Raw genomic sequence first — 26,041 nt, forward strand, 5'->3', positions numbered from 1 at the left:
AAAAACTCCTTCCCTTTCTAATTTTTTGTTATATAATATAAACATAAAAATTAAATCTGTTATAAAACAGTTTAAAAAGGGGATGCTAATATGTCGACGCAAACTTCACGGGTTACCCTCGTTGGAGAAGTATTACCAGCGTATTTGGAGATTTTGACACCAGAAGCACTCACGTTTATAAAAGAGTTGCATGAGAAGTTCAACGGACGTCGTAAAGCATTACTACAGAAACGAATAGAAAAACAAAAGAGAATTGATACAGGGGAGTTGCTGCATTTTTTAGAGGAAACTGCACATGTTCGAGCGGATGATTGGACCATTGCGCCGCTTCCGGATGATTTACAAGACCGCCGCGTAGAAATTACAGGGCCGGTTGATCGCAAGATGGTTATAAATGCTTTGAATTCAGGAGCACATGTATTTATGGCAGATTTTGAAGACTCTAATGCACCGACATGGCAGAATTCGATTGAAGGACAAATAAATTTACGAGATGCAGTTAAGGGAACGATTTCATATAACAATCCAAACGGAAAAGAGTATCGTCTTAATAAACAAACAGCTGTATTAATGGTGCGTCCGCGTGGTTGGCATTTACAAGAAAAGCATGTGTTAGTAGACGGTGAAGAAATATCAGGCAGCTTATTAGATTTTGGATTGTTCTTTTTTCATAATGCAAAAGAGTTAATCAAAGAAGGAAGCGGTCCATACTTTTACTTACCGAAAATGGAGAGTTATTTAGAAGCAAGACTATGGAATGATGTGTTCGTATTTGCACAAAAATACATTGGTATTCCAAATGGAACGATTAAAGCAACCGCACTTTTAGAAACGATTCATGCTTCATTTGAGATGGATGAAATTTTATATGAGCTTCGTGATCATTCAGCAGGGTTAAATTGCGGACGTTGGGATTATATTTTTAGCTTCTTAAAAACTTTCCGCAATCATAAACAGTTTCTACTTCCGGACCGGGCGCAGGTAACAATGAGTGTTCCTTTTATGCGCGCTTATTGCTTGCGCGTTATTCAAACGTGCCATCGTCGCAATGCACCGGCAATTGGTGGGATGGCGGCACAAATTCCAATTAAGAACGATTCGGCAGCGAATGAAGCAGCATTTGAGAAAGTGCGCGCTGATAAAGAGCGTGAGGCGTGTGATGGACATGATGGGACTTGGGTTGCCCATCCGGGACTTGTACCTGTAGCGATGGAAGTATTTGATCGCATTATGAAAACACCAAATCAAATATATCGAAAGCGAGAAGAAATTAGTATAAACGAACAAGACTTATTAGAAGTTCCAATGGGAACGATTACAGAAGCTGGCCTTCGTACAAATATTAGCGTGGGGATTCAATATATTTCATCATGGCTAAGTGGCAGAGGAGCAGCACCAATTTATAACTTAATGGAAGATGCAGCAACTGCAGAAATTTCACGTGCGCAAGTGTGGCAATGGATTCGTCATGAGGAAGGAAAATTAGAAGATGGACGAAAGATTACGTTTGCACTAGTAGAACAGTTCAAAGCAGAAGAGTTAGTAAAAATAGAGCAAGAGATTGGCAGCGATCGTTTTGAAAAAGAACGATTTATAGAAGCTACGAAACTATTTACTACTCTTGTTATGAATGATGAATTTGTGCCGTTTTTAACGTTACCGGGGTATGAAATTTTATAAAGTGAAGTCTCCATCAGTGGAGTCTTACTGCCCGCAAATAGCGGGATAAATGAAGAAAAGGGGATGGAAGAAATGGTAAATGAAAGAGTACAACAGTTACAAGAGAGTTGGGAGATTGATAAACGCTGGAACGGGGTTACACGTCCATATTCTGCAGAAGATGTGATTCGTTTGCGCGGATCGATTGATATTGAATATACGTTAGCACGCCGCGGCGCGGAAAAGCTTTGGAATTCTCTTCATAGTGAAGATTACATTCATGCATTAGGAGCATTAACTGGGAATCAAGCAATGCAGCAAGTAAAGGCAGGTTTGCAAGCAATTTATTTAAGCGGCTGGCAAGTAGCAGCAGATGCAAATTTAGCAGGACAAATGTATCCAGACCAAAGCTTGTATCCAGCAAATAGTGTGCCGGCAGTTGTAAAGCGTATTAATCAAACACTGCAGCGTGCTGATCAAATTCAGCATATGGAAGGCAGCGGTGATATTGATTACTTTGTACCAATTGTTGCCGATGCAGAAGCTGGCTTTGGCGGACAGCTTAATGTATTTGAACTCATGAAAGGGATGATTGAAGCAGGAGCGTCTGGTGTTCACTTTGAAGATCAGCTTTCTTCTGAAAAGAAATGTGGTCATTTAGGCGGAAAAGTATTACTACCAACGCAAACAGCGGTGCGCAATTTAGTATCAGCACGTCTTGCGGCTGATGTAATGGGAGTACCAACGCTCATTATCGCAAGAACGGATGCAGATGCAGCTGATCTAATTACAAGTGATATTGATCCTGTTGATAAGTCGTTTATTACAGGGGAAAGAACACCGGAAGGATTCTTCCGTACGAAAGCTGGACTTGACCAAGCGATTGCGCGCGGCTTAGCATATGCACCGTATGCAGATCTTGTATGGTGTGAAACATCCGAGCCAAATTTAGAAGATGCAAAGCGCTTTGCAGAAGCAATTCATGAAAAATTTCCTGGTAAACTATTAGCTTACAACTGTTCACCGTCCTTTAACTGGAAGAAAAAATTAGATGATAAAACAATTGCAAACTTCCAAAAAGAAATCGCATCTTATGGATATAAATTCCAATTTGTAACACTTGCTGGTTTCCATTCCTTAAACTACGGCATGTTTGAACTAGCGCGCGGTTACAAAGAGCGTGGTATGGCTGCCTACTCAGAACTGCAGCAAGCTGAATTTGCAGCAGAGCAGCACGGTTACTCTGCAACGCGTCATCAACGCGAAGTTGGTACAGGGTACTTTGATGAAGTAGCACAAGTGATCACGGGCGGAACTTCGTCAACAACCGCATTGAAAGGCTCTACAGAGGAAGAGCAGTTTACGCGATAATATAAAGTGAAACTTCCTTCAGTGAGGGGGTTCCACTGAAGGTTAGTTGAACCAATCGGGCTTTTACGGGCAGTTATCTCTCACCTATCTTCTTCGTTTTTTTCTCAATCTTGAGGTGGGGGTCTTACTGCCCGTTAATGCGGGATAAAGTGAAACTTCCATCAGTGGGGGCTTACTGCCCGCGAATAGCGTGATAAGAAAGAGTCAGCTTTCGAGCTGGCTTTTTTTATCGTTACAAATATTTCGAAATGTTAGAATGTAAAGTTTCGTATAAGGAAATGTTATTTTATACAGGAAGATTATGCGATTTAAATTTAGTATTTATAAAGATATATAAAAGGAAATTTTAATTTAATAATAAGAAATTGTAAAAAAAATGAAAATGACGAGTATTCCCAAATTGAAATGGTACAATTATCCATGTAGATAATTACATAAAAATTATCTAAAAATGAAAAAGGAGAGAAAAAGATGAGTAGTGAAGCTGAAAAATACACATCACAGTACATTATTAATTCAAAAACGATTGCACTACTTCCAATTGTTTTGAAAGATAAACGAATTGTGACGCGTGTAATTGAAGAAAGTGATGAGTTTTTTGTGTATCAAAAACCACTTGAGATTGTGGAGCAAAGTTGTCGTCAATATGGAGCTAGTTTTGGTGGGCGGAAAGACGGAACGAAAGAATACACAGGTTTTACGCATAAAGCACCGATTGCAATCAGTCCTACAGATCATATTTATTTTTTCCCCACGTTTTCTTACTCTCGCAAAGAATGTGCCTGGTTATCTCATTTTCATATTGAAAGTGTGACAAAACTTCCGCATGGAAATATTCTCATTGAATTCATAAATGGTCAGACAATTAAACTAGAAGTATCTAAAAACAGCTTTGAAAATCAAAGAAATCGAACTGCACAGCTGCGTGCAGAATTTGAAGATCGAAAAAGAAAACAAACAGCGCCCAAATTTTTAATTGTTAATCAAAATGAGATTTTAGAACTAAAGCCAGCATATGAGAAGATGTATCTTATGAAAAAAGAAGATTGAAGAGATGGAATAAGAAAAAGGGAGGTAGATCCTTTTTCTTATTCATACATAGGAAATTTAATCTAATAATATAGTATTTTAACAAAATCACTACTAAGAAAATTACTATATAAATTCATTTTAATTTTTTCACATATAAGTCGCTGCTATACAGAACAAAACATGAACTACACTCGCTTTCTTCCTTTGTTTTCACCCTTGCATGTGGCAGGAAAAGGCCCTGACCGCTTCTATGCATGGCAAGATGCTCTCGCCCATCTAAAAAGAAAGGGGTTTTTAGGTTGGTTTTCAACTTGTATTTACTAGTAGTGATGCAATACTTCATTTATTAACAGAATTTTTTTTAGCTGTTTTGAGAACCGAGTATGTGAGATGATTTTCATGTAGAGGAGTTCCCACATCTTATTATGTGCGCATATAGTCAAAGTCCCCAATATGTCTTGTTGGGGACTTTTTGCATAGAAAGAATTAAGTGCAGGTTCTATCTATTTTTTTCTATATTTTCTTCTTCTCACAAATTATGTTGTACATTCTTTTTAAGTATGATATAGTTAATTTACAGTTTAATACTTAAATCAAGCAATCCATATATTATCAAATGCCGTGAAACCAGCGAGAAAATTATGTATGTGTTCTGTTTCGCATTTGATAATGTGTGGATTCTTTTTTTATGTTGTGAAAACTACAAAATATATTTATTTCCTAGGAGGAAGTTATTATGAAAACAGGACAAGTAAAATGGTTTAACAATGAAAAAGGTTTCGGTTTCATCGAAGTTCCAGGCGAAAACGATGTATTCGTACATTTCTCTGCTATCACAACTGAAGGTTTCAAATCTTTAGAAGAAGGCGAAAAAGTTAGCTTTGAAGTAGAAGACGGTAACCGTGGACCTCAAGCTAAAAACGTTGTAAAACTATAATCTTATAGATCATAGTGTGAAAAAGGATGGCAAATGCCATCCTTTTTTTGTTATTTGAAACAGGATTTTCTCTTAAAAGTATGGAACACTAATAAATATATATCTAGTTGTCATATATGTTATTTCCCCTTATTGTCCAATAATGGTAAAGTAATAACAGGAAAAGATAAAAATGAAACTTCTATTGAGAAATGTTTTTCTCATTGATGGAAAGTTTGCACCAATCGGGCTCTTACACGAAATATCCTCCTCATTCAGAAGAAATGATACTGCCCGTTAGAGCAAGGTAAAGGGGTACAGAGTAGAATGGATTTTCAAACAATCAAAGAATATTTCACAATAGAAAATTTGAAACATGTATTAGAAAGCTACCAGGCATTTGGTCCGTTAATTGGAATGGGTCTTCCGATGATTGAAGCGTTTATTCCAGCTTTGCCGCTTTTTTTATTTGTTATGGCAAATGCAGTTGTCTTTGGGTTATGGCTTGGCTTTTTCTATTCATGGCTCGGTTCATGTATAGGGGCATTGCTCGTGTTTTTTATCATTCGTCGTTTTGGCAGAAGTCGTTTTTTCGCTTTTGTAAATGAGCATCCGCGAGTACGCAGTGCGATGACGTGGATTGAGCGAAAAGGATTTGCGCCAATCTTTCTTTTATTTTGTTTTCCGTTTACACCATCAGCACTTATTAATGTTGTAGCAGGATTGTCGCGTATTAGTAAACGGCAATTTGTTTTAGCCCTCTCTCTCGGGAAGCTTGTGATGGTTTTCGTGCTAAGTTACGTTGGGCATGACCTTGCTTCTTTTGTACATAACCCAGTAAAAGCAGTTATTGTAATCGGCGTTATTTTTATTTTATGGTATGTCGGAAAGAAAATTGAAGTAAAGCTTGAACTGAGCAGAGATTAGACTTCGTAAGTGAGCGCACCCCTGTTATAGAAAAGAGAAAGGGATGTGGCGTGATGAAGCAAAAGTGGAAAAAAGAAAGCGTAGAGTGGATGAGAACCGTTTTTATAGGTGTTTTATTAGCTGTATTTTTTCGCACTTTTTTCTTTACAACGTATGTTGTGGAAGGAAAATCGATGATGCCTACACTTCAAGATGGTAACATGCTGGTTGTGAACAAAGTTGGTTATCAGTTTGGTGAGTTAAACCGCTTTGATGTTGTTGTCTTTCATGCAAATAAAGAGGAAGATTATGTGAAGCGAATTATTGGTCTGCCAGGGGACCAAATTTCATATAAACATGATAAACTATATATTAACGGAAAATTTATTGAAGAACCGTATTTAGATGTATATAAAAAACAAATTCATGGACGACAGCTAACAGGCGATTTTACTCTAGAAGAGTTAACGGACGAAAAGGTTGTTCCGCAAGGGTTTATCTTTGTAATTGGAGATAATCGATTAGGAAGCTGGGATAGTCGTCATTTCGGATTTGTAAAAATAGAACAAGTTGTTGGAAAAGTTGATTTGCGCTATTGGCCAATCAATGAAGTACAAACAAATTTCTCTAAAGGGTAATTCGAAATTTCGAATTACCTTCTTTTTCTGATATATCCTGATTGACCCCGCATTAACGGGCAGTAAGACCCCCACCTCAAGATTGAGAGAGAAGCGAGGAAGATAGGTGGGGATAACTGCCCGTAAAAGCCCGATTGGTTCAACTAACCATCAGTGGGGGATGAAGAACTTCCCCACTGATGGAAGTTTCACTTTATAGATGTTCACTTACAGAAAGGCGGGTTTACATGTCACTTCGATTTATTATAGGACGAGCTGGAAGTGGAAAGAGTGCGTTGTGTTTTCAAGAAGTACAACAAGAATTGCAGCATCGCCCAAAAGGTGAAACGATTTTATATCTTGTGCCAGAGCAGATGACGTTCCAAACGCAGCAAGCATTAATTAATGGAAATGTGAGAGGTTCGATTCGTGCGCAAGTATTTAGTTTTTCTCGTTTAGCGTGGAAGGTATTGCAGGAAGTGGGCGGAGCAAGTCGCCTTCATATTGATGAATCTGGCGTGCACATGTTGCTTCGTAAAATTGTGGAGGCGCGTAAAGAAGAATTATATGTCTTCCAAAAAGCAGCGGAGCAAAACGGATTTTTTGAACAACTTGGCAGTATGATTGCTGAATTTAAACGCTACAATTTAACGCCGTCAAATGTGTATGCGATGTGGCAAGAGTTAGATGCTCATAGCAGTGGAAATGAACAGAAATTGTTAGCGAATAAAATGTATGATTTGCAGCTTCTATATGATGATTTTGAACGAGCGTTAATTGGAAAATACTTAGACTCTGAAGATTACATGCAGCTTTTATTTGAAAAACTTCCACATTCAGAGTATGTGAAAGATAGCATTATTTATATTGATGGATTTCATACATTTTCACCACAAGAGTTAGAAATTGTAAGACAACTATTAAGATGCGGGGCAAAAATAACAATTGCATTAACGCTCGCTGAACAAACGCTATCAAGCAAGGCGAATGAGCTAGATTTGTTTTACCAGACGCTTATAACATATGAAAAAGTAAAGCAAGTAGCAAGGGAAGAGAAAATCATTATTGAAGATACAATTATAATGAGAGAACAACCGCGCTTTATTTCAAGAGCACTTGCGCATTTAGAGGCGCATTATGATTCTCGTCCGTATGCAGAATTTCAAGGAGAATCACAGATTACACTATATTCTGCGGCTAATTTGCGGGCAGAGGTGGAAGGTGTTGCGCGCGAAATTCGTAGGTTAGTAGCAGAAGAAGACTGTCGTTATCGCGATATAGCTGTTCTTCTTCGCAATGGTGAAAGCTATTACGATATGATCAAGACGTTGTTCGTTGATTATAATATACCATTCTTTATTGATGAAAAACGTCCGATGCTTCATCATCCATTAATTGAGTTAATTCGCTCAGCCTTAGAAGTCATTAGTGGGAATTGGCGTTACGATGCGGTATTTCGCTGCGCGAAAACCGAACTGTTGTACCCGTTAGATGTGAATAAAGCGAGAATACGTGATGAAATGGATGAATTTGAAAATTACTGTTTAGCGTATGGGGTACAAGGGAAACGGTGGACGTCGGAAGAACCGTGGACATATCGTCGTTACCGCTCATTAGATGGTGTACATGGCGGCCAAACAGATAGCGAACGAGAAATGGAAGAAAAGATTAACCGCCTTCGTGAGATTGTTCGCACACCTATTATTCGCTTGCAAAAGCGATTAAAACGAGCAGCAACAACGATGAGCATGTGTGAAGCGGTCTATTTATTTTTAGAAGAGCTAGACGTTCCGAAAAAATTAGAAGATTTACGTTTGCGAGCAGAAGAAGAAGGGAACTTCTTATTTGCGAATGATCATGATCAAGTATGGGAACAAGTGATTACGCTGTTGGATACGTGCGTTGAAATGCTTGGAGAAGAGAAAATGTCTCTTTCTATGTTTGTAAATGTTATGACGACAGGATTAGAATCACTGCAGTTTGCTAATATTCCGCCGTCTTTAGATCAAGTTTTAATTGCAAATATTGATCGTTCTCGTCTTTCTAACATTCGGGCAGCATTTGTGATTGGAGCAAATGAAGGGGTCATTCCAGCGGCGCCATCAGATGATGGTGTGTTATCTGATGAAGAACGAGAAGTACTTGTTTCAGCGGGAATAGAACTTGCACCAACAGCGCGGCAAAAGTTATTAGATGAGCAATTTGTCATTTATCAAGCGGTTACTAGAGCATCAGAGAAGTTATATATTTCTTGTCCACTAGCAGATGAAGAAGGGAAAACGTTATTAGCATCTAGCTTCATAAAGAAGATTAAAAGAATGTTTCCTTCTGCAGCCGAAATATTTTTAACGAATGATGTAAATGATCTGTCATCTCGCGAGCAAATTTCATATGTTGCAACGCCAGAAGTAACACTTTCGTATTTAACGCAGCAACTGCAAAACTGGAAACGATACGGTTTTGAAGGGAATCTCTCCTTTTGGTGGGATGTATATAACTTTTATGTCACGTCGCCAGAATGGAAGCAGAAGAGCAGCCGTGTGTTATCAAGTTTATTTTATCGAAACCGGGCGCGTAAATTAAGTAATGCTGTAAGCCAAGAGTTATACGGTGACAAAATTAGAGGCAGCGTATCACGCATGGAACTCTTTAATCGCTGTGCGTATGCACATTTTGCGCAGCATGGATTATCTTTAAAAGAACGTGATATTTTTAAATTAGATGCACCAGATATCGGGGAACTGTTCCATGCAGCTTTGAAAAAGATTGCTGATAAGTTGTTGAAAGAAAAGCGTACTTGGGCTGATTTATCAGTAAAAGAGTGTGAATATCTTTCAGTCACAGTCATTGAAGAATTAGCACCGCTTTTGCAGCGTCAAATTTTATTAAGTTCGAACCGTCATCATTATTTAAAACATAAATTGCAGCAAATCATTTTCCGTACTTCACTTGTCTTAAGAGAGCATGCGAAGTCGAGCGGATTTGTACCTGTTGATTTAGAAGTAGGATTCGGTATGGGCGGAACAAATTCATTGCCAGCTATGAATTTTGAACTATCAAATGGTGTGAAAATGGAAGTAGTCGGCCGAATTGACCGCGTTGATAAAGCAGAAGATGAAACGGGAACGTTTTTACGTATTATTGATTATAAATCAAGCGCTAAAAAATTAGATTTAACGGAAGTATATTACGGCTTAGCTCTGCAGATGCTTACGTATTTAGATGTTGTTACAACAAACGCAAGCAAATGGATGAAACAAGGCGGAACTGCAAATCCTGCGGGAGTCCTTTATTTCCATATTCATAACCCAATTGTTGAAATGAAAGGTGACGTATCAGAGATTGAAATTGAACAAGAGATTTTAAAGAAATTTAAAATGAAAGGGCTTGTCCTTGGAGATGCTGATGTTGTTCGGTTAATGGATAACACGTTAACGACAGGAAGCTCTAATATTATTTCAGCGGGCCTCAAAAAAGATGGCAGCTTTAGCGCACGTTCTGATATTGCGAGTGAACAAGAGTTTAATGTGCTGCAGCAATATGTACATCGTACATTTGAAAACATTGGGACAGATATTACAGAAGGTGTAATTGATATTGCACCGTATAAAATGGGAAATAAAACGGCATGTACGTTTTGTAATTTCCGCTCTGTTTGTCAATTTGATGAGTCTCTAGAAGATAACAAATATAGAGCGTTACAAGAGATGAAAGATAGTGAAGCGTTAGAGAAAATGAGAGAGGAGAACAAGTCATGACGATACAAACTTGGCCAGCAAAACCAGAAGGAAGTCAGTGGACCGATGATCAGTGGAAAGCGATCGTTGCTGATGGACGTGATATTTTAGTAGCAGCTGCAGCTGGGTCGGGGAAAACAGCGGTACTTGTTGAACGAATTATTCGTAAAATGATTCGGGAGGACAATCCAGTTGATGTCGATCGTTTACTTGTTGTGACATTTACAAATGCAGCGGCACAAGAGATGAAAAACCGAATTGGTGAGGCCTTAGAAAAAGTATTAATTGATGATCCGGCCTCGCCGCATATTCGAAAACAGTTAAGTCTGCTTAACCGGGCATCCATTTCGACAATCCATTCTTTCTGTTTACAAGTGATTCGTACGTATTATTATATGCTCGATATTGATCCGCGTTTTCGCATTGCGAATGCGACCGAAAATGAACTATTAAAAGAAGAAGTACTGGATGACATATTAGAAGCAGAGTACGGTATGCAGGAGAATCAGGTGTTTTTTGAACTAGTTGATCGCTATACGAGCGACCGTAGTGATGATGACCTGCAGCGCATGATTTTAGCACTCCATACAGAATCAAGAGCACATCCAGATCCAAACGGTTGGCTTGATAAATTGGTTGAAGCATATGACGTGGAAGGAAAAACAATTGAAGATCTTATATATGCCTCGTATTTATTGGAAGATGTAAAGGTTCAGCTTCAAACGGCAAAACAATATGTAGAAAAAGCAATCGAACTTGCGATGTTACCAGATGGACCAGCACCGCGCGTTGAAACGCTGCAAGCTGATCTCCTGTTACTTCAGAACTTGTCCGGGGCAGCGAATAAATCTTGGCCAAGCACATACGAAGCGATGCAAACGGCTTCTTGGCAAACGTTAAAGCGCATTAAAAAGAGTGATTATAATGAAGTGATTGTGGAACAAGTTGATTCTTTACGTAATAAAGCGAAGGATGTAGTAAAGAAATTGCACGAAGAATTATTTAGTCGCAGTCCAGAGAGCTTTTTACGTGATTTTCAAGATATGCATCCCGTACTGCAAAAGCTTGTTGATCTCGTGAAAATATTTACCGAACAGTTTCAAGTAATTAAGCGTGATAAAGGAATGGTTGATTTTACAGATTTAGAGCATTTTTGCTTGCAAATTTTAAGTGAATGTTCGAGCGAAGGAGACATTCGCCCATCACCAGTTGCGTGGCAATATCGTAATAAATTTACAGAAGTGCTTGTCGATGAATATCAAGATACAAACTTTGTACAAGAATCCATTATTAAACTAGTAACAAAAGACTCTGAGCAAGACGGAAATTTATTTATGGTGGGCGATGTAAAACAGTCCATATATCGTTTTCGTTTAGCAGAACCAGGACTGTTTTTAGGGAAGTATAGACGCTTTACATCTGAAGGTATAGATGGCGGTATGAAAATTGATTTAGCAAAAAACTTCCGCAGCCGTCATGAAGTACTAGCAGGGACAAATTTTATTTTTAAACAAATTATGGGCGAAGCTGTCGGGGAAATTGATTATGATGAAGACGCTGAGTTGAAACTTGGAGCAAGTTATCCAGACGGAGCAGATACATCAGCAGAGCTGTTATTTATTCATCAGTCTGATAGTAGCGCAGCAGTGGATGAAGAGGAAGGCGTGGGATTAGAAAAAGCACAATTAGAAGCACGCCTCATTGCGCAAAGAATAAAGGCAATGGTCGATTCTGGTTATGAAGTGTATGATCGTAAAACAAATGGTATGCGCCCAGTTACTTACCGTGATTTTGTTATTTTACTGCGCTCTATGCCATGGGCGCCGCAAATTATGGAAGAATTAAAACAACAAGGAATTCCGGTTTATGCAGAGCTTTCTACTGGCTATTTTGAAGCGACAGAAGTGAATATTATGATGAACCTATTTCGCGTCATTGATAATCCAGCGCAAGATATTCCGTTAGCAGCTGTGCTTCGTTCGCCAATTGTTGGATTAACAGACGAAGATTTGGCGATGCTGCGTACTCACGGGAAAAAGGGCTCCTTTTATGAAGTAATGCGCTCATTCTTGCAAGGGGCACCGTTAGAGGAAGAGAAAGAATTGCATGAGAAACTATCATGGTTTTACGAGCATTTACAAGAGTGGCGTGAATTTGCGCGTCAGCAGTCGCTCTCTGATTTAATTTGGAAAGTGTACCGGGAAACAGGCTATTATGACTTTGTGGGCGGTCTTCCTGCTGGTAAACAGCGTCAAGCAAACCTTCGCGTGTTATATGATCGTGCTCGCCAATATGAAGCGACTTCATTTCGCGGTTTATTCCGCTTCTTGCGTTTTATTGAACGTATTTTAGAACGCGGTGATGATATGGGGACAGCGCGTGCTCTCGGAGAACAAGAGGATGTTGTTCGTATCATGACAATTCATAAAAGTAAGGGGCTGGAATTTCCGGTTGTATTTGTCGCAGGGCTTGGACGACGTTTTAACACACAAGATTTAATGAAGCGTTTCTTGCTGCATAAAGATTTCGGATTTGGCTCGCAGTTTATTGATCCGAAGAAGCGTATTAAATATACGACATTATCACAGTTAGCGATTAAGCGGAAGTTGAAAATGGAGCTTATTGCGGAGGAAATGCGCGTCTTATATGTAGCTTTAACACGTGCGAAAGAAAAGCTCATTTTAATTGGTACAGTAAAAGGTAAAGAAATACAAAAATGGTTGGATTCACGTGATCATACAAACTGGTTATTGCCGGATTATGTACGTGCCGGAGCAACTTGTTATTTAGATTGGATTGCACCGTCATTATGCAGACATAAAGATAGTGATATGCTTTTTGAGATGGGACAAGGAAATATTTCAACTGATATATATGAGTATGATGCGAACTGGAAAGTAGAAGCAATTGACGGAGCGGGATTGCAAGCACCGGAGCCAGTAAAAGAAGAAAAGCAAGAGCTATTAGAAGCGCTTCGAGAACAAAAGTCGGTTTCTGTGTGCAGTGAACAAAAAGACGAAGTGTATGAAAGATTAACATGGCAGTATGGATTCCAAGATGCAGCAACGCACCGAGCAAAGCAATCTGTTACGGAAATTAAACGAAACTATCAAGTGGAAGAAGGCAGTGATACAACGTTTATAAAACGAGTTCGTGCACCGATTGAAACACGTCCGCGTTTCATGGAGAAAAAAGGGCTGACGTATGCAGAGCGCGGGACGGCTGTTCATACTGTTATGCAGCATGTAAACTTAGCAAAAGCAATAACAATTGAAGCTATTCAAGAACAAATTGCTGAAATGGTAAATAAAGAGCTCTTAACATTTGAACAAGCAGAAGAAATAGCACCAGAAAAGATTGTTGCATTTTTTGAAGCAGAATTAGGGAAACGGATGCTAGCTGCAAAACATGTAGAGCGCGAAGTGCCGTTTACGATGATGTTATCAGCAGAGGAAGCATACCAAGATTGGAAAGATGAGCAAGATGAATCGATCCTTGTTCAAGGTGTTATTGATTGTATGATTGAAGAAGAGGATGGCATCGTTTTAATTGATTTTAAAACAGATACAATTGAAGGCAGGTTCCCAGGTGGATTTGAACAAGCGAAATCAACATTAGAAGAACGCTACAAAATACAGCTGGAACTTTATCGTAAAGCACTTGAGAAAAGTTTGCATCAACCAGTAAAAGAAACATATTTATACTTCTTTGATGGCAGTCACGTATTACAAGTAAAATAAGGTGAAATTCAATAAGTGTGTCGCAAGTAGATAAGCATGGACTTGATTAAAGTTTGATTGGACAAAGAACGAAAAAACGGAGGGGATTTCCTCCGTTTTTTTTTGTTATCCCTGTAAAATGACAATAAAGTTATTCACCAATGGATTATCAATGACTGTTACAACCTATGCAATCCTGCGAATAATCAGCGGGATTGCTCGTGATAGACCAAACATCTGAATCATGAAGCCCTCTAAGAGTATTATTTATGTGAGGAGCAACGCATCAAAATAGTGTTTGCTAGTTGTTCTGGAGCTTCGCTTTCAATTACTATTTTGTCAAACTCATTTCCTTTCAAACTAAGAATGATTACTTTATTGGCGTCATGATAGGATAAGAAATATTTCTTTTCATCAATAACGAAAAGCCCAGCTTTATAACCAAATGTAGTAATGCCTGTTCTTTTTATAGCTGTCCAGGGAAACTTGAAATTTCCCACTTGTACTTCTTCGACCGAAGTGTAAGGAATTTTTATCATCTTTCTCAAAGTAGTAACCGCTGTCCATCCTGAAATATTCAATATTAAATCACTATCATCTAATACAATTTGAACACTCATCTTTTATCTACTCCTCTTTACAATGTCATGATTCATTTATCCCACTATTCGCGGGCAGTAAGACCCCCACCTCAAGATTGAGAGAGAAGCGAAGAAGATAGGTGGCGGATGAAGGAAAACCCCCACTGATGGAAGTTTCACTTTATTATCTTTTAATCTCTCTTCGTACGTACGCTCCATCAAGGTTACTGTTATATATATTTAGTTACATAGAAGGCAACTCTTTTCGAGATAAATAGAATTTTGATAAAAACAGGAAAAATACTATGAGTAATAACGTTACAGCTAATGTTGGTAAAAGGTGAGGTAAAGCATTACCGGTCATCATGATGTTGACTGCATGATTCGTCAAATGCGCGGGATTTAAAATTTGAAAGCCAGATCCAAGTGCGGTTATGGCTTTCAAAAGAATCAGAACAAAGATTGATAACACAGCAACTGCCGAGGATCTAGATAGTAAAACACCCATCATTAATGCTAGTGTTAACATAAACAGGCACCAAATGTAATAAACGCCAAGCCCTGCTGCGATTCTAGCTAATGGTACAGAGTTATACAAATAGAATGTGTAAAATGTTGCCATAATCATTCCAGTTGTAACTGCCCCTGCGACAATAGCAGCCTGCCCAATCCACTTGCTCAGCAAATACTCGCCTAGTGTTGTGTTGCGTGTCAAAATAAACGTCAGCATTCCGCTATTTTTATCCGATACAACGATACTCATCATACCAATTACGAGAACCATTAAGCCCAATTGGTCAAATTGATTGGTTAAGGTTGAAGCCAACACATCTTCCGCAGTAAACTTGGGTAATGTAATATTCATACCTTCAGGCAATCCACCAGCAATTTGCAAAATTTGAGGTAAATAATAGGATGAAAGAGGCTGAATGATTCCTAAAAGCATAAATACGATAGGAAACCACAGTAACTTATAACTTCTTCTAGCTTCAAGCCATTCTTTGTTTAATAGGACAGATAAGTGGTTCATGTTTACTTCACCATCCTTAAAAAGATTTCTTCTAGACTTTCCTGTACTAGTTCGAACTTTTGAACTGGCAGTTGTAAACGATTAATATTGTCTAATAGCCAGATTCTGCCCTGTTCAATGCTTTTAACACGCACTTTTGCGGAACTACCTGTTTGTACAATGGATTCAACGATATCTTCGTTCTCAAGTTGTGGAGCCCACTCGTTAACTCGAGGTGCTTGAATAATAAAAACAGGTTGTTGATTTTGCTTGATTATTTGATTAATAGAGCTGTTGAAAAGCAATTTACCTTGGTTTAAGATAAGTATCTTATCGCAAAGCTCTTCTGCATCGTGCAGGATATGAGTGGAAAAAAGAATGGTCGATTTCTGTTTGATCACTTTAAGCAATTCCAACATATCTCTTCGCCCTAGTGGATCCAGCGCGGAAACTGGTTCATCCATAATTAGTAACTTAGGTTGATGGATGAGTGCCTGGGCGATGCCCAACCTTTGCTTCATTCCTCCCGAATAGGTTCCGAGCTGCTTATCTTTCTCCTTACTCAGCCCCACTAAGTCTAGTAATTCGTGCATTCGTTGTTTTAAACTTTTCTTATCTATACCTGAAAGTCCACCCATGAATTCGAGCAATTCCTTTCCTGTCATCCACGGATAGAAAGTGGGATGTTGCGGCAAGTATCCAATAAACTGACGCATTTGGTCATGACGCTCCCCTTGGAATAGAATTTGACCACTTGTAGGTTTTGTTATATCTAAAAGCATTTTGATAATCGTAGTTTTACCAGCTCCATTTGGACCAAGGAGAGCGACACATTCACCGTAATCGATCTGAAAATCAATGTCTTTAATGACTTCATGATTCCCATAATTTTTTTGAAGATGGTTCACCTGGATTATGCCCATATTATCGTTCTCTCCTTCCTAGGATAAAATATAAAATCGGACCGAAAATACTAACAAAAACAATAATCGCGACCCAAAGCCATTTGTATTCATTGCTAAAATCTCTTTTTAACAAATCCCATAATGCTACAGAAATTAAAATGAATTGTAAAATTAGGAGGGGAAGAAGCAGTGGCAACCAATCCCCAAGTTCCTCTATCCCAATTTCATAACCATAATGCATTTGCGATTCCTCCTTATTTTTCTTGTGATTTTTGCGGAATAAACATGCCTGCAAAAATTCGAGTGGTTCTTTCAGGCGTCGACTTGTTATTTATCACTTTTTCAATAGACGTATTAATAGACTGGACGAGTTCCTGGAATTCGCCATCCGTCAAATGAATAGGTGCATACCAATAAGCGAATCCATCTTCTTTATACTGTTTTGGGGGAGTCTCTGTCAGATACGATGTCACTAACTGAAGTAAATTACCGTGGAATACTGAAAAATGGCGAATATGGTCTTCCTGTGGAGTCGTTTCGATTTCTTTTTCGGGAACTTGTAAGTTCTCCTTTTTGACCGCAAATACTCGTTCTTCCGTTCCTTTAACTTTTTTCGTATTAATGATCTCAATAAAATTTGCCGCAATTAAAAGATTCATATGACGATATAAAGTAGCTTGAGGAACATCGCCAAGCGCATCTAAAAGTTGTGCAATCGTTAGTGGTTTACCTAGTAGCAATTGTTGTATAATCCGCATTCGAATAGGATGAAGAAGTAAATCAGCTTTTTTTGTCATTGTATTGTTCTCCCTAGCTATTATCATTTTATAAAATGATAATAATATTTTATTTTTGGGTATTGTAAACAGTTAAGGATATATATATCAAAAACGACTTTATTGTCAATCAACAGTCTCGCTATTCGCGGGCAGTAGGCCCCCACCTCAAGATTCAGAGAGAAGCGAAGAGGTGGGGGATAACTGCTGGCATGTGCCCGATTGGGCGGACTTTCCATCAGTGGGGATGAAGAAAACCTCCACTGATGGAGGTTTCATTTTATCCCGCTATTCGCGGACAGTAAGCCCCCCACCTCAAGATTGAGAGAAAAGCCAAGAGGGGAGGTGGGGGATAACTGCCCGTAAAAGCCCGATTGGTTCAACTAACCTTCAGTGGAAACCCCCTACTAAAGGAAGTTTCACATTATGCTGTTCCGATTTGATCTTGATCAGCTACATCTGAATCAAATGTATTTGTACCACTTACACCGTTAAATGTATTAAGGACAAAAGCAACATTTGATGAACCGGATCCATTATAAGCTTTCGTATTTTCTTTTGGAGACACATTATAGAAATCTCCTAAGTTGAAAGAGCCGTTACTATTTTGAACGACTAAGTTCCCAACAACGGACGGCATATTTTCACCTACTTCATTTTGCTTTTACGATACTATATGATTTATTTGCTAAAAGGTTCTTCTGTAACAAAGTGGCGAATTTGTAAAATGCGTGAGTTTACAAATACGTAATCAACAGATCCAATGTGAAAACAAGCAGAGTTTAGCATACTTAGAATGTTAACGCAGTTTACTTCGATAAAAGGGTTCTTGTTAATGACATTCATTTTTACCTCGTTTATACGAGTTGGAATTGTGATTTCGTCATCAGTAAATATTGAATATTCTTCCCATCTTCCTTCTTGGGCCAAAAAGTAAGGGATTTCGCGCTGAACAACAAGTGTTCTATTTTTTAATTCTATATGGTTCGTATCGCCAACTTGAATAATAGAAGCAAGTCCTAGCGTGATAACAGAGGGCTGATGGACAACGGAAATATGTCGAAACATAATCAGTCCTCCTTATCTAGGAGTGGTAGGTCCAGCAGTTACGAGTGGTACAAACGGACCACCTGTAACAGATTCAAATGGTGTATCTAAAATAGAAGATGAAATAATGAGGTTTGCATCGCCGACTAAGAATAAAGCAGACGAAGATACCCCAAGGGAGTTAACGGTTCCTACTTTGATTTCGTGATTAATAACAGTAAAATTCATATGCATTTACTCCTTTCCGAAGTTACGCGGTATATGCTGAATAAAGGAAAGAAATGCCTTATCAATATCTTGTTTCATTGCTCGAATAATGACATCTTTCATATATTGTGGATTAGATGTAATTTCTGGATGTGGCTGTACTTGAGATAAATAGTATGGAAGACGGTGTTCCATTTGTTGTTTTATATCATCGATCATCATTTGACGGTACATATCATCGAGAGGTGTCCGTTCTTCCTGTTCGAAATGAAGAATGCGGCTATACGCTTCTTCGTCTAAATAGCGGTGCATTTCTTGAATGATGTCTTGATAAAAATCAGGATTTACTTGGGTTTCAGGGTTTACTTTTAATGTTTCAGTTTCAACATTAAAGTCTTCAATTATTTCTCCTTTGCTCGTAAATGGATTTAAACCGATATTTAATGTACCATTCAAATTTTCGACTTTTAGCTGATCGAACTTGTATTCGACTTTCCCAATTGAAGAGGATGGTCGCTGTTTCAGTTCTTCTATTTGCTCTGTTAGCTGCGCTAGTTGTGTTTCTAAAGCATTTATTTTTTCCTGTTGTTTTTGAATGAATTGTTGTAGTTGCTGTAAATAAGTATATAGATCTTGACTCACTGCTAGAAGCCTCCTTTTCAATCTGGAGGGTGTATTGGTATATGTCTATGATATTGGTACGTTAAGAAGAACTAGGAGGAGGGGAAATTGAAATAATTTGTCCCGGAGCTGTTAGTGGCGGAGTTGGTTGTGTAAATCCGCCTGTATTAGAAAACTTTGACAATGTTTTAATACTCCCTGCACTTCCAATTTGAAAGACGGCTGAAGTTGTAAGGTTATTTATTCGTACATTGTTAATAATAATACTTTGATGTACATACAGTTTCAATTTTTATTCCCCCCTTTAATAAGTAGCAGTGACTGGCTGATCGATTACATCATTATCATTTACATTTGTTGTGTTTTCGTAATTGTATATTGATACACTTTCTCCAACATTAAAAGAACCCGCTCCTGCAAATGCACGAGAATAGCTAATGGGACGAATGGCAAATACATCTCCAATATGAAATACACCGCTCGATCCGATATTAACAATATTAATATGTCCAACCATTGCAGGCATAGAAAACACCTTTCATGTTAAGAATTTTTGTATCTGTCCCTTTTTAATACGAGTTTCTATGATAGGAGTTTTACTTTATTATTGTATGGGCGTTTGTGTAAATATGTGTCTGTTATTTTAAAAATAAAAGACGTACACTCAGTGGGAGTGCACGTCTATATTTTGAGTTGACACATCATCTATTTGTATGAGTAATATAACATTTAAGAGCCTGTCCAGCTCTTGACTACAACTAACCGTTTTTTGAGATGTCATTCCATAACGTTTGGCTAAGTATTTCATTTTTTCTCGTTTTTTTTCAATTGCTTGCTCAAACATAGAATCGGCTCCGTCTCCTTATAGATTTTAAGAGTATCTTTAGTACATATTATACAAACTTTCCATAAAAAAGAAACACATTCGCTAAAAGAAGAAGGTATTCTACATATTTTGGCAAAAAAGCATTTTAATTGCATAAAAAATAGAAAGAATATTGTAAATTAAAAATATTTTTAGGAGGATTTTCATTAGTAGGTACGAATACAATTACAGTATGATTTTGAAGATGGGGTGTGGAAATATGCGGTTTGTGACAGTAAAAGCAGATGAAAAAGTGTTTGTTGGTGTTGTAGATGAGACATCACAAACAGTGTTGCATGTAAGAGAAGCACAGAGGAAAAAAGGAGAAAAAGTTACGATTCCCATTACAATGCTAGAGTGTATCGACCAGGGAGAACCCTTTATTACAAAAATAATTGAGATTGTCGAATGGGCGAAAGAAAATTGCAAAGATGCTTATTATCCATTATCGGAAGTTAAGTTATTGGCTCCTATTCCAAGGCCAAGAAAAAATATTCTTTGTGTTGGAAAAAATTATCGTGAGCATGCAATCGAAATGGACGGAGCGGAAGCAGTTCCAGAAAATATCATTATTTTTACAAAGGCACCAACAACTGTAATTGGTGATGGTGATAAAATTTATAGTCATCCGCATGCTACGAGTGAACTTGATTATGAAGGCGAGCTCGCCATTGTGATTGGAAAGCGTGGAAAGGAAATCTCGAAAGAAAAAGCTCTTAATCATGTGTTTGGTTATACGGTTATAAATGATGTTACAGCTCGGGATATCCAAAAGAAGCATAAGCAATTTTTTCTTGGAAAAAGCTTTGACACGTTTTGTCCAATGGGACCAGCTATTGTGCATCACTCAATGATTGCTAATCCGAATGCGCTTCATATTGAAACGAAGGTGAACGGAGAAGTACGTCAATCTTCTACAACGGCAAACATGATGTTTTCAATTGAAGAAATTATATCAATTGTAAGTAAAGGAATGACGTTAGAGCCAGGAGATATTATTGCGACTGGAACACCAGCGGGAGTTGGAAAGGGATTTAAACCACCTCGTTTTTTACATGCTGGTGATGAAGTTGTTATAACGGTTGAACATGTTGGAACGCTCCGTAATAATGTCAAATAATATACCGCGCTCTTCTTATTTCTGGATCATTCCTATTTTTTTCGCTTTGCATAATGCAGAAGAGTATTATTTTTTTCCAGAAATAAAGTATTTACAGCCTATTCAGATGGAAGAGAATGCATTACAACAGAAGCATTTTTTAATAGCATTACTTATATTAACTGTTTTTGTATGTTTGATTGTGTTTATACACAATATGTTTTTGACGCAGATGACGTTATATGCTGTACTGTTCACGCAGTCAATGATTTTTATGAATGGGATTATTCATCTTGTGGGGGCAATCTTGAAGAGAGGATATGTGCCTGGGCTTGGTACAGCTTTCTTTTTAATAATTCCTTTTTCATTGTTTTTGTTTTGGAGAGGAAAGATAATTGGTTGGTGGAAATGGAAGCATGTGTGGATATCATGTATCATCGGTATATTACTAATGTTTCCTGTTATAGCTGGTCTGTTGTATATAGTTAGGATCATTGCATAATAAAAGAAGGTTGTCTCCTAAGAGACAACCTTCTTTTTTATTAAGACAATACCGCTTTAATTTTTTCGAACGCCCATTGTAAATCGTCTTCAGAGATAACAAGAGGCGGAGCGATGCGGATTACATTTTCATGTGTTTCTTTACATAGTAAGCCAGCTGCTTTTAATTGTTCACAGTAAGGACGTGCTGATTCATTTAACTCGATTCCGATAAACAATCCTCTTCCGCGTACTTCTGTGATCATTGGATTGTCAATTTCACGTAATTGATTTAACAGCTTTTCTCCTAATTGTAAAGAGCGTTCTGTTAAATTCTCTTCTAATAGTACATCTAGAGAAGCAAGTGAAACTGCACAAGCTAGCGGATTACCACCGAACGTAGAACCGTGAGAGCCTGGCTCAAATACTCCTAAAATTTCGCGGTTTGCAGCAACGCAAGAAATTGGGAATACACCGCCGCCTAGCGCTTTTCCAAGGATGTACATATCAGGAATAACATTGTCCCAATCGCATGCAAATAATTTTCCAGTACGGCCTAAGCCTGTTTGAATTTCATCTGCGATAAATAATACATTTTCTTCTTTACATACATTGTGTGCTTCTTTTAAGAAACCTGCCGGTGGAATGTTAATACCAGCTTCGCCTTGGATTGGCTCTAAAATAAATGCAGCTGTATTTGGTGTAATCGCTTCTTTTAATGCTTCGATGTCGCCGTAAGGAATGACAACAATACCTGGAAGCATTGGTCCGAATCCGCGTTTATATTCTTCGTTGGATGACATGGATACTGCGCCCATTGTACGGCCATGGAAGTTATCAACACATACAATGATCTCTGCTTTGTTTTCTTCTACTTTTTTCACATCGTATGCCCAGCGTCTTGCTGCTTTGATAGCGGTTTCAACAGCTTCTGCACCTGTATTCATTGGTAAAATCATTTCTTTATTAGTTAATTTCGCGACTTTTTCATACCAAGGACCTAATTGATCGCTGTGGAATGCACGTGATGTTAATGTTACACGTTGTGCTTGGTCGATAAGCGCTTGAATAATTTTTGGATGGCGATGACCTTGGTTTACAGCAGAATATGCACTAAGCATGTCCATATAACGGTTGCCTTCTGGGTCTTCTACCCAAACACCCTCTGCTTTCGCAATTACAATCGGTAGTGGATGATAGTTATTTGCTCCGTAAGTTTCTGTTAATTCGATAATGTCTTTTGTTTGAATCATGCTAGTTCCCCCTTTTGTTTTTACAAGAAGTTTGTAAATACTCTAAATATTATATCATTTAAACGTGAAAAAAGCTAAATGTTTCCTGAAAAGAAATAGACGTGGTATCATATAAAGTGAAAAAATGTGCAAAAGAGGAGGAGAGATTTATATGATACATATGCATATTACTGCATGGTCGCTCGGGATTATTTTGTTTTTTGTAACATATTCGATGTATAAGAGTGGAAAGCAAGCAAAAGCAATGCACATGGTGGTTCGTTTGCTGTATATTTTGATCATTGTATCAGGATTATTAATTTACAAAGACGTCCACTGGATGCCTATGTTATATGGAATCAAAATGCTCGGTGGTATTTGGGTAATTGCTGCGATGGAAATGATTCTTGTGAAAGCAAGCAAACAGAAATTAACAAGAGCGTTTTGGATTCAATTTGTTATTGTGTTGTTAGTTGTGTTATATCTTGGTTTACGATTACCACTAGGGTTTTCACCATTTGCTTAATACAAAAATGAGGATGTTTTCAAAAGTAAGTATTTAATTACTTTTGAGACATCCTCGTTTTTATCCCGCATTAACGGGCAGTAAGACCTCCACCTTAAGATTGAGAGAAAAGCGAAGAAGCCCGATTGGTTCAACTAACCTTCAGTGGAAACCCCTCACTGAAGGAAGTTTCACTTTATTTTTAATTGTTAATATGCAATTCATCGCCATCTGCTTTTGTAATTTTAAATATATCCTTATTTTGTGTAGAATAGCGTACATAATGGTGATGAAGGGAACAAATCATTTCTTCATTATCAAATAAAAGAAAATTAACTCCTTCGCATGGCTGGTCTTTTGGTTGGAAGGATAGAGAATTATGAGAATATATACAGTCGTATAAAGAGTAGCCTAACGATTGTAATGTTTCGGTTACGAGTGAAAATGAGGAATCTGGAAGTTCTTCTATCCACTCATGATAGCTTGTCATTAACTTTTTTCGAATCCGAATTGTTTCGCCGTTTTGCAACGGATGATGCTCATCTGCTACTTGCAAAGTATTATGTTCATAAAAACGAGCAGGTAACCAATTATTGTTATATAAAACTTCAAATCCATCTTCAATCATATCTTCTAATAAAGAAGCTTCATCGCTTTCTTCATCGAAAAATATCCATTCCTCGTTTATATATTCAACATTTCCGATTGTATGAGCACGCGGTTGGCTATACAAAATATGTTTACGCTGTTTCATTCCTGTGCCCTCCTTTTTTATAGAAGTTTCTATTCTTGTTATAGACAGTTCGGTCTTTCTTTATAACCAAGGCACATAGAATTGAAATTGGGCATAAAATAAAAACAGACTGCGGATATGAGATGAGAAAGGGTGATAGCAATGTGTGGCATTACAGGGTGGGTTGATTATACAAAAGTGTTATTGGAAGAAAAAGAAACAATAACGAAGATGGCAGAAACGCTCGCGAAGAGGGGACCGGATGATACGAATGTTTGGCTTAGGAATCATGTTGCATTTGGGCATAAGCGGTTAATTGTTGTTGATCCAGAAGGCGGAAAACAACCGATGACGCGGATGAAAAAAGAAGAACGTTATACAATTTCCTATAATGGAGAGTTATATAATACAGAAGATATTCGAAAAGAATTACGGAATAGAGGATACACGTTTCAAGGACATTCCGATACAGAAGTCTTATTAACAGCCTATATAGAGTGGAAAGAGCAATGCGTTGAGCATTTGAATGGCATTTATGCATTTGCTGTATGGGATGAGGAAGAAGAAAAGATTTTTATTGCGCGCGATCGATTAGGGGTTAAACCATTATTTTACAAATGTGATGCAGGAAGGTTGTTGTTTGGCTCAGAATTAAAAGCTATTTTAGCTCATCGAGATATCAAGACGGAGGTTACGACGGAAGGGTTAGCGGAAGTACTTGGATTGGGGCCTTCCCGAACTCCTGGGCATGGTATATTTGCTGGAATTGAAGAATTACGTCCAGGTCATGCACTTACGTTTTCAAAAGACGGTCTAAAAGTTTGGCGTTATTGGAATGTCGCGAGTGAAGAGCACACACATAGCTTTGAAGAAACGGTGGAACAAGTTCGTTTTCTATTGCAAGATGCGATTACAAGACAGCTAGTATCGGATGTTCCGTTATGTACATTTTTATCAGGAGGCGTCGATTCTAGTGCGATTACTGCATTTGCGGCGATGGCGTATGAACGGGAAGAAAAAGGGAAGCTTCATACGTATTCAATTGATTATGAGGATAATGAAAAATATTTTAAATCGAATGCATTTCAGCCGAATTCAGACGCTCCGTTTATTACATTAATGACAAATACATTTAATACGATTCATCATCGCTGCGTTATTTCTAACGAAAGTTTAGCGGAACATTTAACAGAAGCTGTTCTTGTTCGTGACTTGCCAGGAATGGCGGATATTGATTCCTCACTGTTGTGGTTTTGCCGAGAAATTAAACAAGATTTTGTCGTAAGCTTGTCAGGTGAATGTGCCGATGAAATTTTTGGTGGTTATCCGTGGTTTTACCGCGAAGATGACTTACAATCAAGTGCGTTTCCATGGATGCGATCAACAGAAGCGCGTGAACAATTGTTAAAAAAAGAATGGCGTAAAAAACTCAAATTGCAAGAGTATGTACAGTATCGTTATGAAGAATCAGTGCGCGAAACACCCGCTTTAGAAGGGGAGAGCGTACTTGATGCAAAAAGAAGACAATTATTTTATTTAAATATGATTTGGTTTATGACGACCCTTCTTGATCGAAAAGATCGGATGAGTATGGGCGCTAGCTTAGAAGTACGTGTGCCATTTGCTGATCATCGTCTTGTCGAATATGCGTGGAATATTCCTTGGGAAATGAAAATGTATAAAAACCGCGAAAAAGGTCTATTACGCAAGGCACTAGAAGGTGTATTGCCAGATGATGTATTGTATAGAAAGAAAAGCCCATATCCGAAAACGCATAATCCGTATTATACGAAGGCAGTTACTTCATGGCTACAAGAGTTATTAACGGATAAACAATCCGTTCTTCATGAATTATTTGATAAAGAGCAGCTGCATGGGTTAATTGAATCAGGGGGCAGTGCATTTCAAACACCGTGGTTCGGGCAATTGATGACGGGGCCGCAGCTGTTAGCTCATTTAGGGCAAATTCATGTCTGGTTTAAGGAGTACAATATAAATATTAAAGAATAAAACTGAGGGTCATA

Annotated in this window: 26 protein-coding genes; 12 read left to right on the forward strand and 14 right to left on the reverse strand. The window is 38.1% G+C overall.

Annotated elements, in window-relative coordinates; translation table 11 throughout:
* Positions 1 to 90: 90 nt before the first annotated feature.
* The 8 genes from aceB to addA all read left to right on the forward strand — a co-directional run bounded on the left by aceB (position 91) and on the right by addA (position 13,978).
* On the forward strand, positions 91 to 1,680 hold the full coding sequence (gene aceB / locus CN326_RS03030; RefSeq protein ID WP_098306080.1) for a malate synthase A: 1,590 nt from the start codon (positions 91 to 93) through the stop codon (positions 1,678 to 1,680).
* Between the two features lie 72 nt (positions 1,681 to 1,752).
* Entirely contained in the window at positions 1,753 to 3,030 is a 1,278-nt protein-coding gene (gene aceA / locus CN326_RS03035; RefSeq protein WP_098306082.1) for an isocitrate lyase, read from the forward strand.
* A gap of 471 nt (positions 3,031 to 3,501) precedes the next feature.
* A complete protein-coding gene (locus tag CN326_RS03040; protein ID WP_098306084.1) occupies positions 3,502 to 4,080 on the forward strand; it encodes a competence protein ComK in 579 nt (192 codons plus the stop codon).
* A 718-nt stretch (positions 4,081 to 4,798) separates the two neighbouring features.
* Positions 4,799 to 4,999, forward strand: coding sequence for a cold-shock protein (locus tag CN326_RS03050; protein WP_020059863.1), 201 nt, complete (start codon positions 4,799 to 4,801; stop codon positions 4,997 to 4,999).
* Between the two features lie 306 nt (positions 5,000 to 5,305).
* Positions 5,306 to 5,905: a TVP38/TMEM64 family protein gene (locus CN326_RS03055; RefSeq protein WP_098306090.1), complete on the forward strand. Its 600-nt coding sequence runs from the start codon at positions 5,306 to 5,308 to the stop codon at positions 5,903 to 5,905.
* 53 nt (positions 5,906 to 5,958) lie between these two features.
* Positions 5,959 to 6,522, forward strand: a complete 564-nt coding sequence (lepB, locus tag CN326_RS03060; protein ID WP_098306092.1) for a signal peptidase I — start codon at positions 5,959 to 5,961, stop codon at positions 6,520 to 6,522.
* 227 nt (positions 6,523 to 6,749) lie between these two features.
* Positions 6,750 to 10,259, forward strand: a complete 3,510-nt coding sequence (gene addB / locus CN326_RS03065; RefSeq protein WP_098306094.1) for a helicase-exonuclease AddAB subunit AddB — start codon at positions 6,750 to 6,752, stop codon at positions 10,257 to 10,259.
* A complete protein-coding gene (gene addA / locus CN326_RS03070) occupies positions 10,256 to 13,978 on the forward strand; it encodes a helicase-exonuclease AddAB subunit AddA (protein ID WP_098306096.1) in 3,723 nt (1,240 codons plus the stop codon). The genes addB and addA overlap by 4 nt, the downstream gene beginning before the upstream one ends.
* Before the next feature lie 242 nt (positions 13,979 to 14,220).
* Here addA and CN326_RS03075 read toward each other — a convergent pair whose 3' ends face one another.
* The 12 genes from CN326_RS03075 to CN326_RS03130 form a co-directional block, all read right to left on the reverse strand.
* Positions 14,221 to 14,577: a PH domain-containing protein gene (locus tag CN326_RS03075; protein WP_098306098.1), complete on the reverse strand. Its 357-nt coding sequence runs from the start codon at positions 14,575 to 14,577 to the stop codon at positions 14,221 to 14,223.
* A gap of 205 nt (positions 14,578 to 14,782) precedes the next feature.
* Complete coding sequence (locus tag CN326_RS03080) at positions 14,783 to 15,568, reverse strand: ABC transporter permease (protein ID WP_098306100.1); 786 nt, start codon at positions 15,566 to 15,568, stop codon at positions 14,783 to 14,785.
* A gap of 2 nt (positions 15,569 to 15,570) precedes the next feature.
* Entirely contained in the window at positions 15,571 to 16,470 is a 900-nt protein-coding gene (locus CN326_RS03085; RefSeq protein WP_098306102.1) for an ABC transporter ATP-binding protein, read from the reverse strand.
* A 1-nt stretch (position 16,471) separates the two neighbouring features.
* Positions 16,472 to 16,693 carry a PLD nuclease N-terminal domain-containing protein gene (locus tag CN326_RS03090; RefSeq protein WP_098306104.1) on the reverse strand — a complete coding sequence of 74 codons (222 nt, stop codon included), beginning with the start codon at positions 16,691 to 16,693 and terminating at the stop codon, positions 16,472 to 16,474.
* A gap of 13 nt (positions 16,694 to 16,706) precedes the next feature.
* A complete protein-coding gene (locus CN326_RS03095) occupies positions 16,707 to 17,249 on the reverse strand; it encodes a helix-turn-helix domain-containing protein (RefSeq protein ID WP_176524519.1) in 543 nt (180 codons plus the stop codon).
* Positions 17,250 to 17,652: 403 nt separating this feature from the next.
* The gene (gene gerPF / locus CN326_RS03100) at positions 17,653 to 17,868 is read right to left on the reverse strand and encodes a spore germination protein GerPF (RefSeq protein WP_090915729.1); all 216 of its coding nucleotides are present in this window, start codon (positions 17,866 to 17,868) and stop codon (positions 17,653 to 17,655) included.
* A 41-nt stretch (positions 17,869 to 17,909) separates the two neighbouring features.
* Positions 17,910 to 18,296: a spore germination protein GerPE gene (locus CN326_RS03105; RefSeq protein WP_098306108.1), complete on the reverse strand. Its 387-nt coding sequence runs from the start codon at positions 18,294 to 18,296 to the stop codon at positions 17,910 to 17,912.
* Between the two features lie 12 nt (positions 18,297 to 18,308).
* Positions 18,309 to 18,503, reverse strand: coding sequence for a spore gernimation protein GerPD (locus tag CN326_RS03110; RefSeq protein WP_098306110.1), 195 nt, complete (start codon positions 18,501 to 18,503; stop codon positions 18,309 to 18,311).
* A gap of 6 nt (positions 18,504 to 18,509) precedes the next feature.
* A complete protein-coding gene (gerPC, locus tag CN326_RS03115; RefSeq protein WP_098306112.1) occupies positions 18,510 to 19,124 on the reverse strand; it encodes a spore germination protein GerPC in 615 nt (204 codons plus the stop codon).
* A gap of 61 nt (positions 19,125 to 19,185) precedes the next feature.
* Complete coding sequence (locus tag CN326_RS03120) at positions 19,186 to 19,392, reverse strand: spore germination protein GerPB (RefSeq protein ID WP_098306114.1); 207 nt, start codon at positions 19,390 to 19,392, stop codon at positions 19,186 to 19,188.
* Between the two features lie 15 nt (positions 19,393 to 19,407).
* Entirely contained in the window at positions 19,408 to 19,629 is a 222-nt protein-coding gene (locus CN326_RS03125) for a spore germination protein (RefSeq protein WP_098306116.1), read from the reverse strand.
* A gap of 138 nt (positions 19,630 to 19,767) precedes the next feature.
* On the reverse strand, positions 19,768 to 19,947 hold the full coding sequence (locus CN326_RS03130) for an aspartyl-phosphate phosphatase Spo0E family protein (RefSeq protein WP_098306118.1): 180 nt from the start codon (positions 19,945 to 19,947) through the stop codon (positions 19,768 to 19,770).
* Positions 19,948 to 20,188: 241 nt separating this feature from the next.
* Here CN326_RS03130 and CN326_RS03135 point away from each other — a divergent pair, with 241 nt between their 5' ends.
* On the forward strand, positions 20,189 to 21,088 hold the full coding sequence (locus CN326_RS03135) for a fumarylacetoacetate hydrolase family protein (protein ID WP_098306273.1): 900 nt from the start codon (positions 20,189 to 20,191) through the stop codon (positions 21,086 to 21,088).
* On the forward strand, positions 21,078 to 21,569 hold the full coding sequence (locus CN326_RS03140) for an HXXEE domain-containing protein (RefSeq protein WP_255258082.1): 492 nt from the start codon (positions 21,078 to 21,080) through the stop codon (positions 21,567 to 21,569). The genes CN326_RS03135 and CN326_RS03140 overlap by 11 nt, the downstream gene beginning before the upstream one ends.
* 40 nt (positions 21,570 to 21,609) lie before the next feature.
* Here CN326_RS03140 and CN326_RS03145 read toward each other — a convergent pair whose 3' ends face one another.
* Complete coding sequence (locus CN326_RS03145; protein ID WP_098306120.1) at positions 21,610 to 22,800, reverse strand: ornithine--oxo-acid transaminase; 1,191 nt, start codon at positions 22,798 to 22,800, stop codon at positions 21,610 to 21,612.
* A 151-nt stretch (positions 22,801 to 22,951) separates the two neighbouring features.
* Between CN326_RS03145 and CN326_RS03150 the strand changes: the two genes are divergently transcribed.
* Entirely contained in the window at positions 22,952 to 23,305 is a 354-nt protein-coding gene (locus tag CN326_RS03150; RefSeq protein ID WP_098306122.1) for a YisL family protein, read from the forward strand.
* Positions 23,306 to 23,486: 181 nt separating this feature from the next.
* On the opposite strand, the gene CN326_RS03155 is transcribed toward CN326_RS03150, so the two are convergent.
* Positions 23,487 to 24,038, reverse strand: a complete 552-nt coding sequence (locus CN326_RS03155; RefSeq protein ID WP_098306124.1) for a DUF2777 domain-containing protein — start codon at positions 24,036 to 24,038, stop codon at positions 23,487 to 23,489.
* Positions 24,039 to 24,179: 141 nt separating this feature from the next.
* Here CN326_RS03155 and asnB point away from each other — a divergent pair, with 141 nt between their 5' ends.
* Positions 24,180 to 26,027: an asparagine synthase (glutamine-hydrolyzing) gene (asnB, locus tag CN326_RS03160; RefSeq protein ID WP_098306126.1), complete on the forward strand. Its 1,848-nt coding sequence runs from the start codon at positions 24,180 to 24,182 to the stop codon at positions 26,025 to 26,027.
* The last annotated feature ends 14 nt before the right edge of the window (positions 26,028 to 26,041 follow it).

It is taken from the genome of Bacillus sp. AFS018417 (assembly GCF_002560985.1).
Taxonomy (GTDB): Bacteria; Bacillota; Bacilli; order Bacillales; family Bacillaceae_G; genus Bacillus_A; species Bacillus_A rhizoplanae.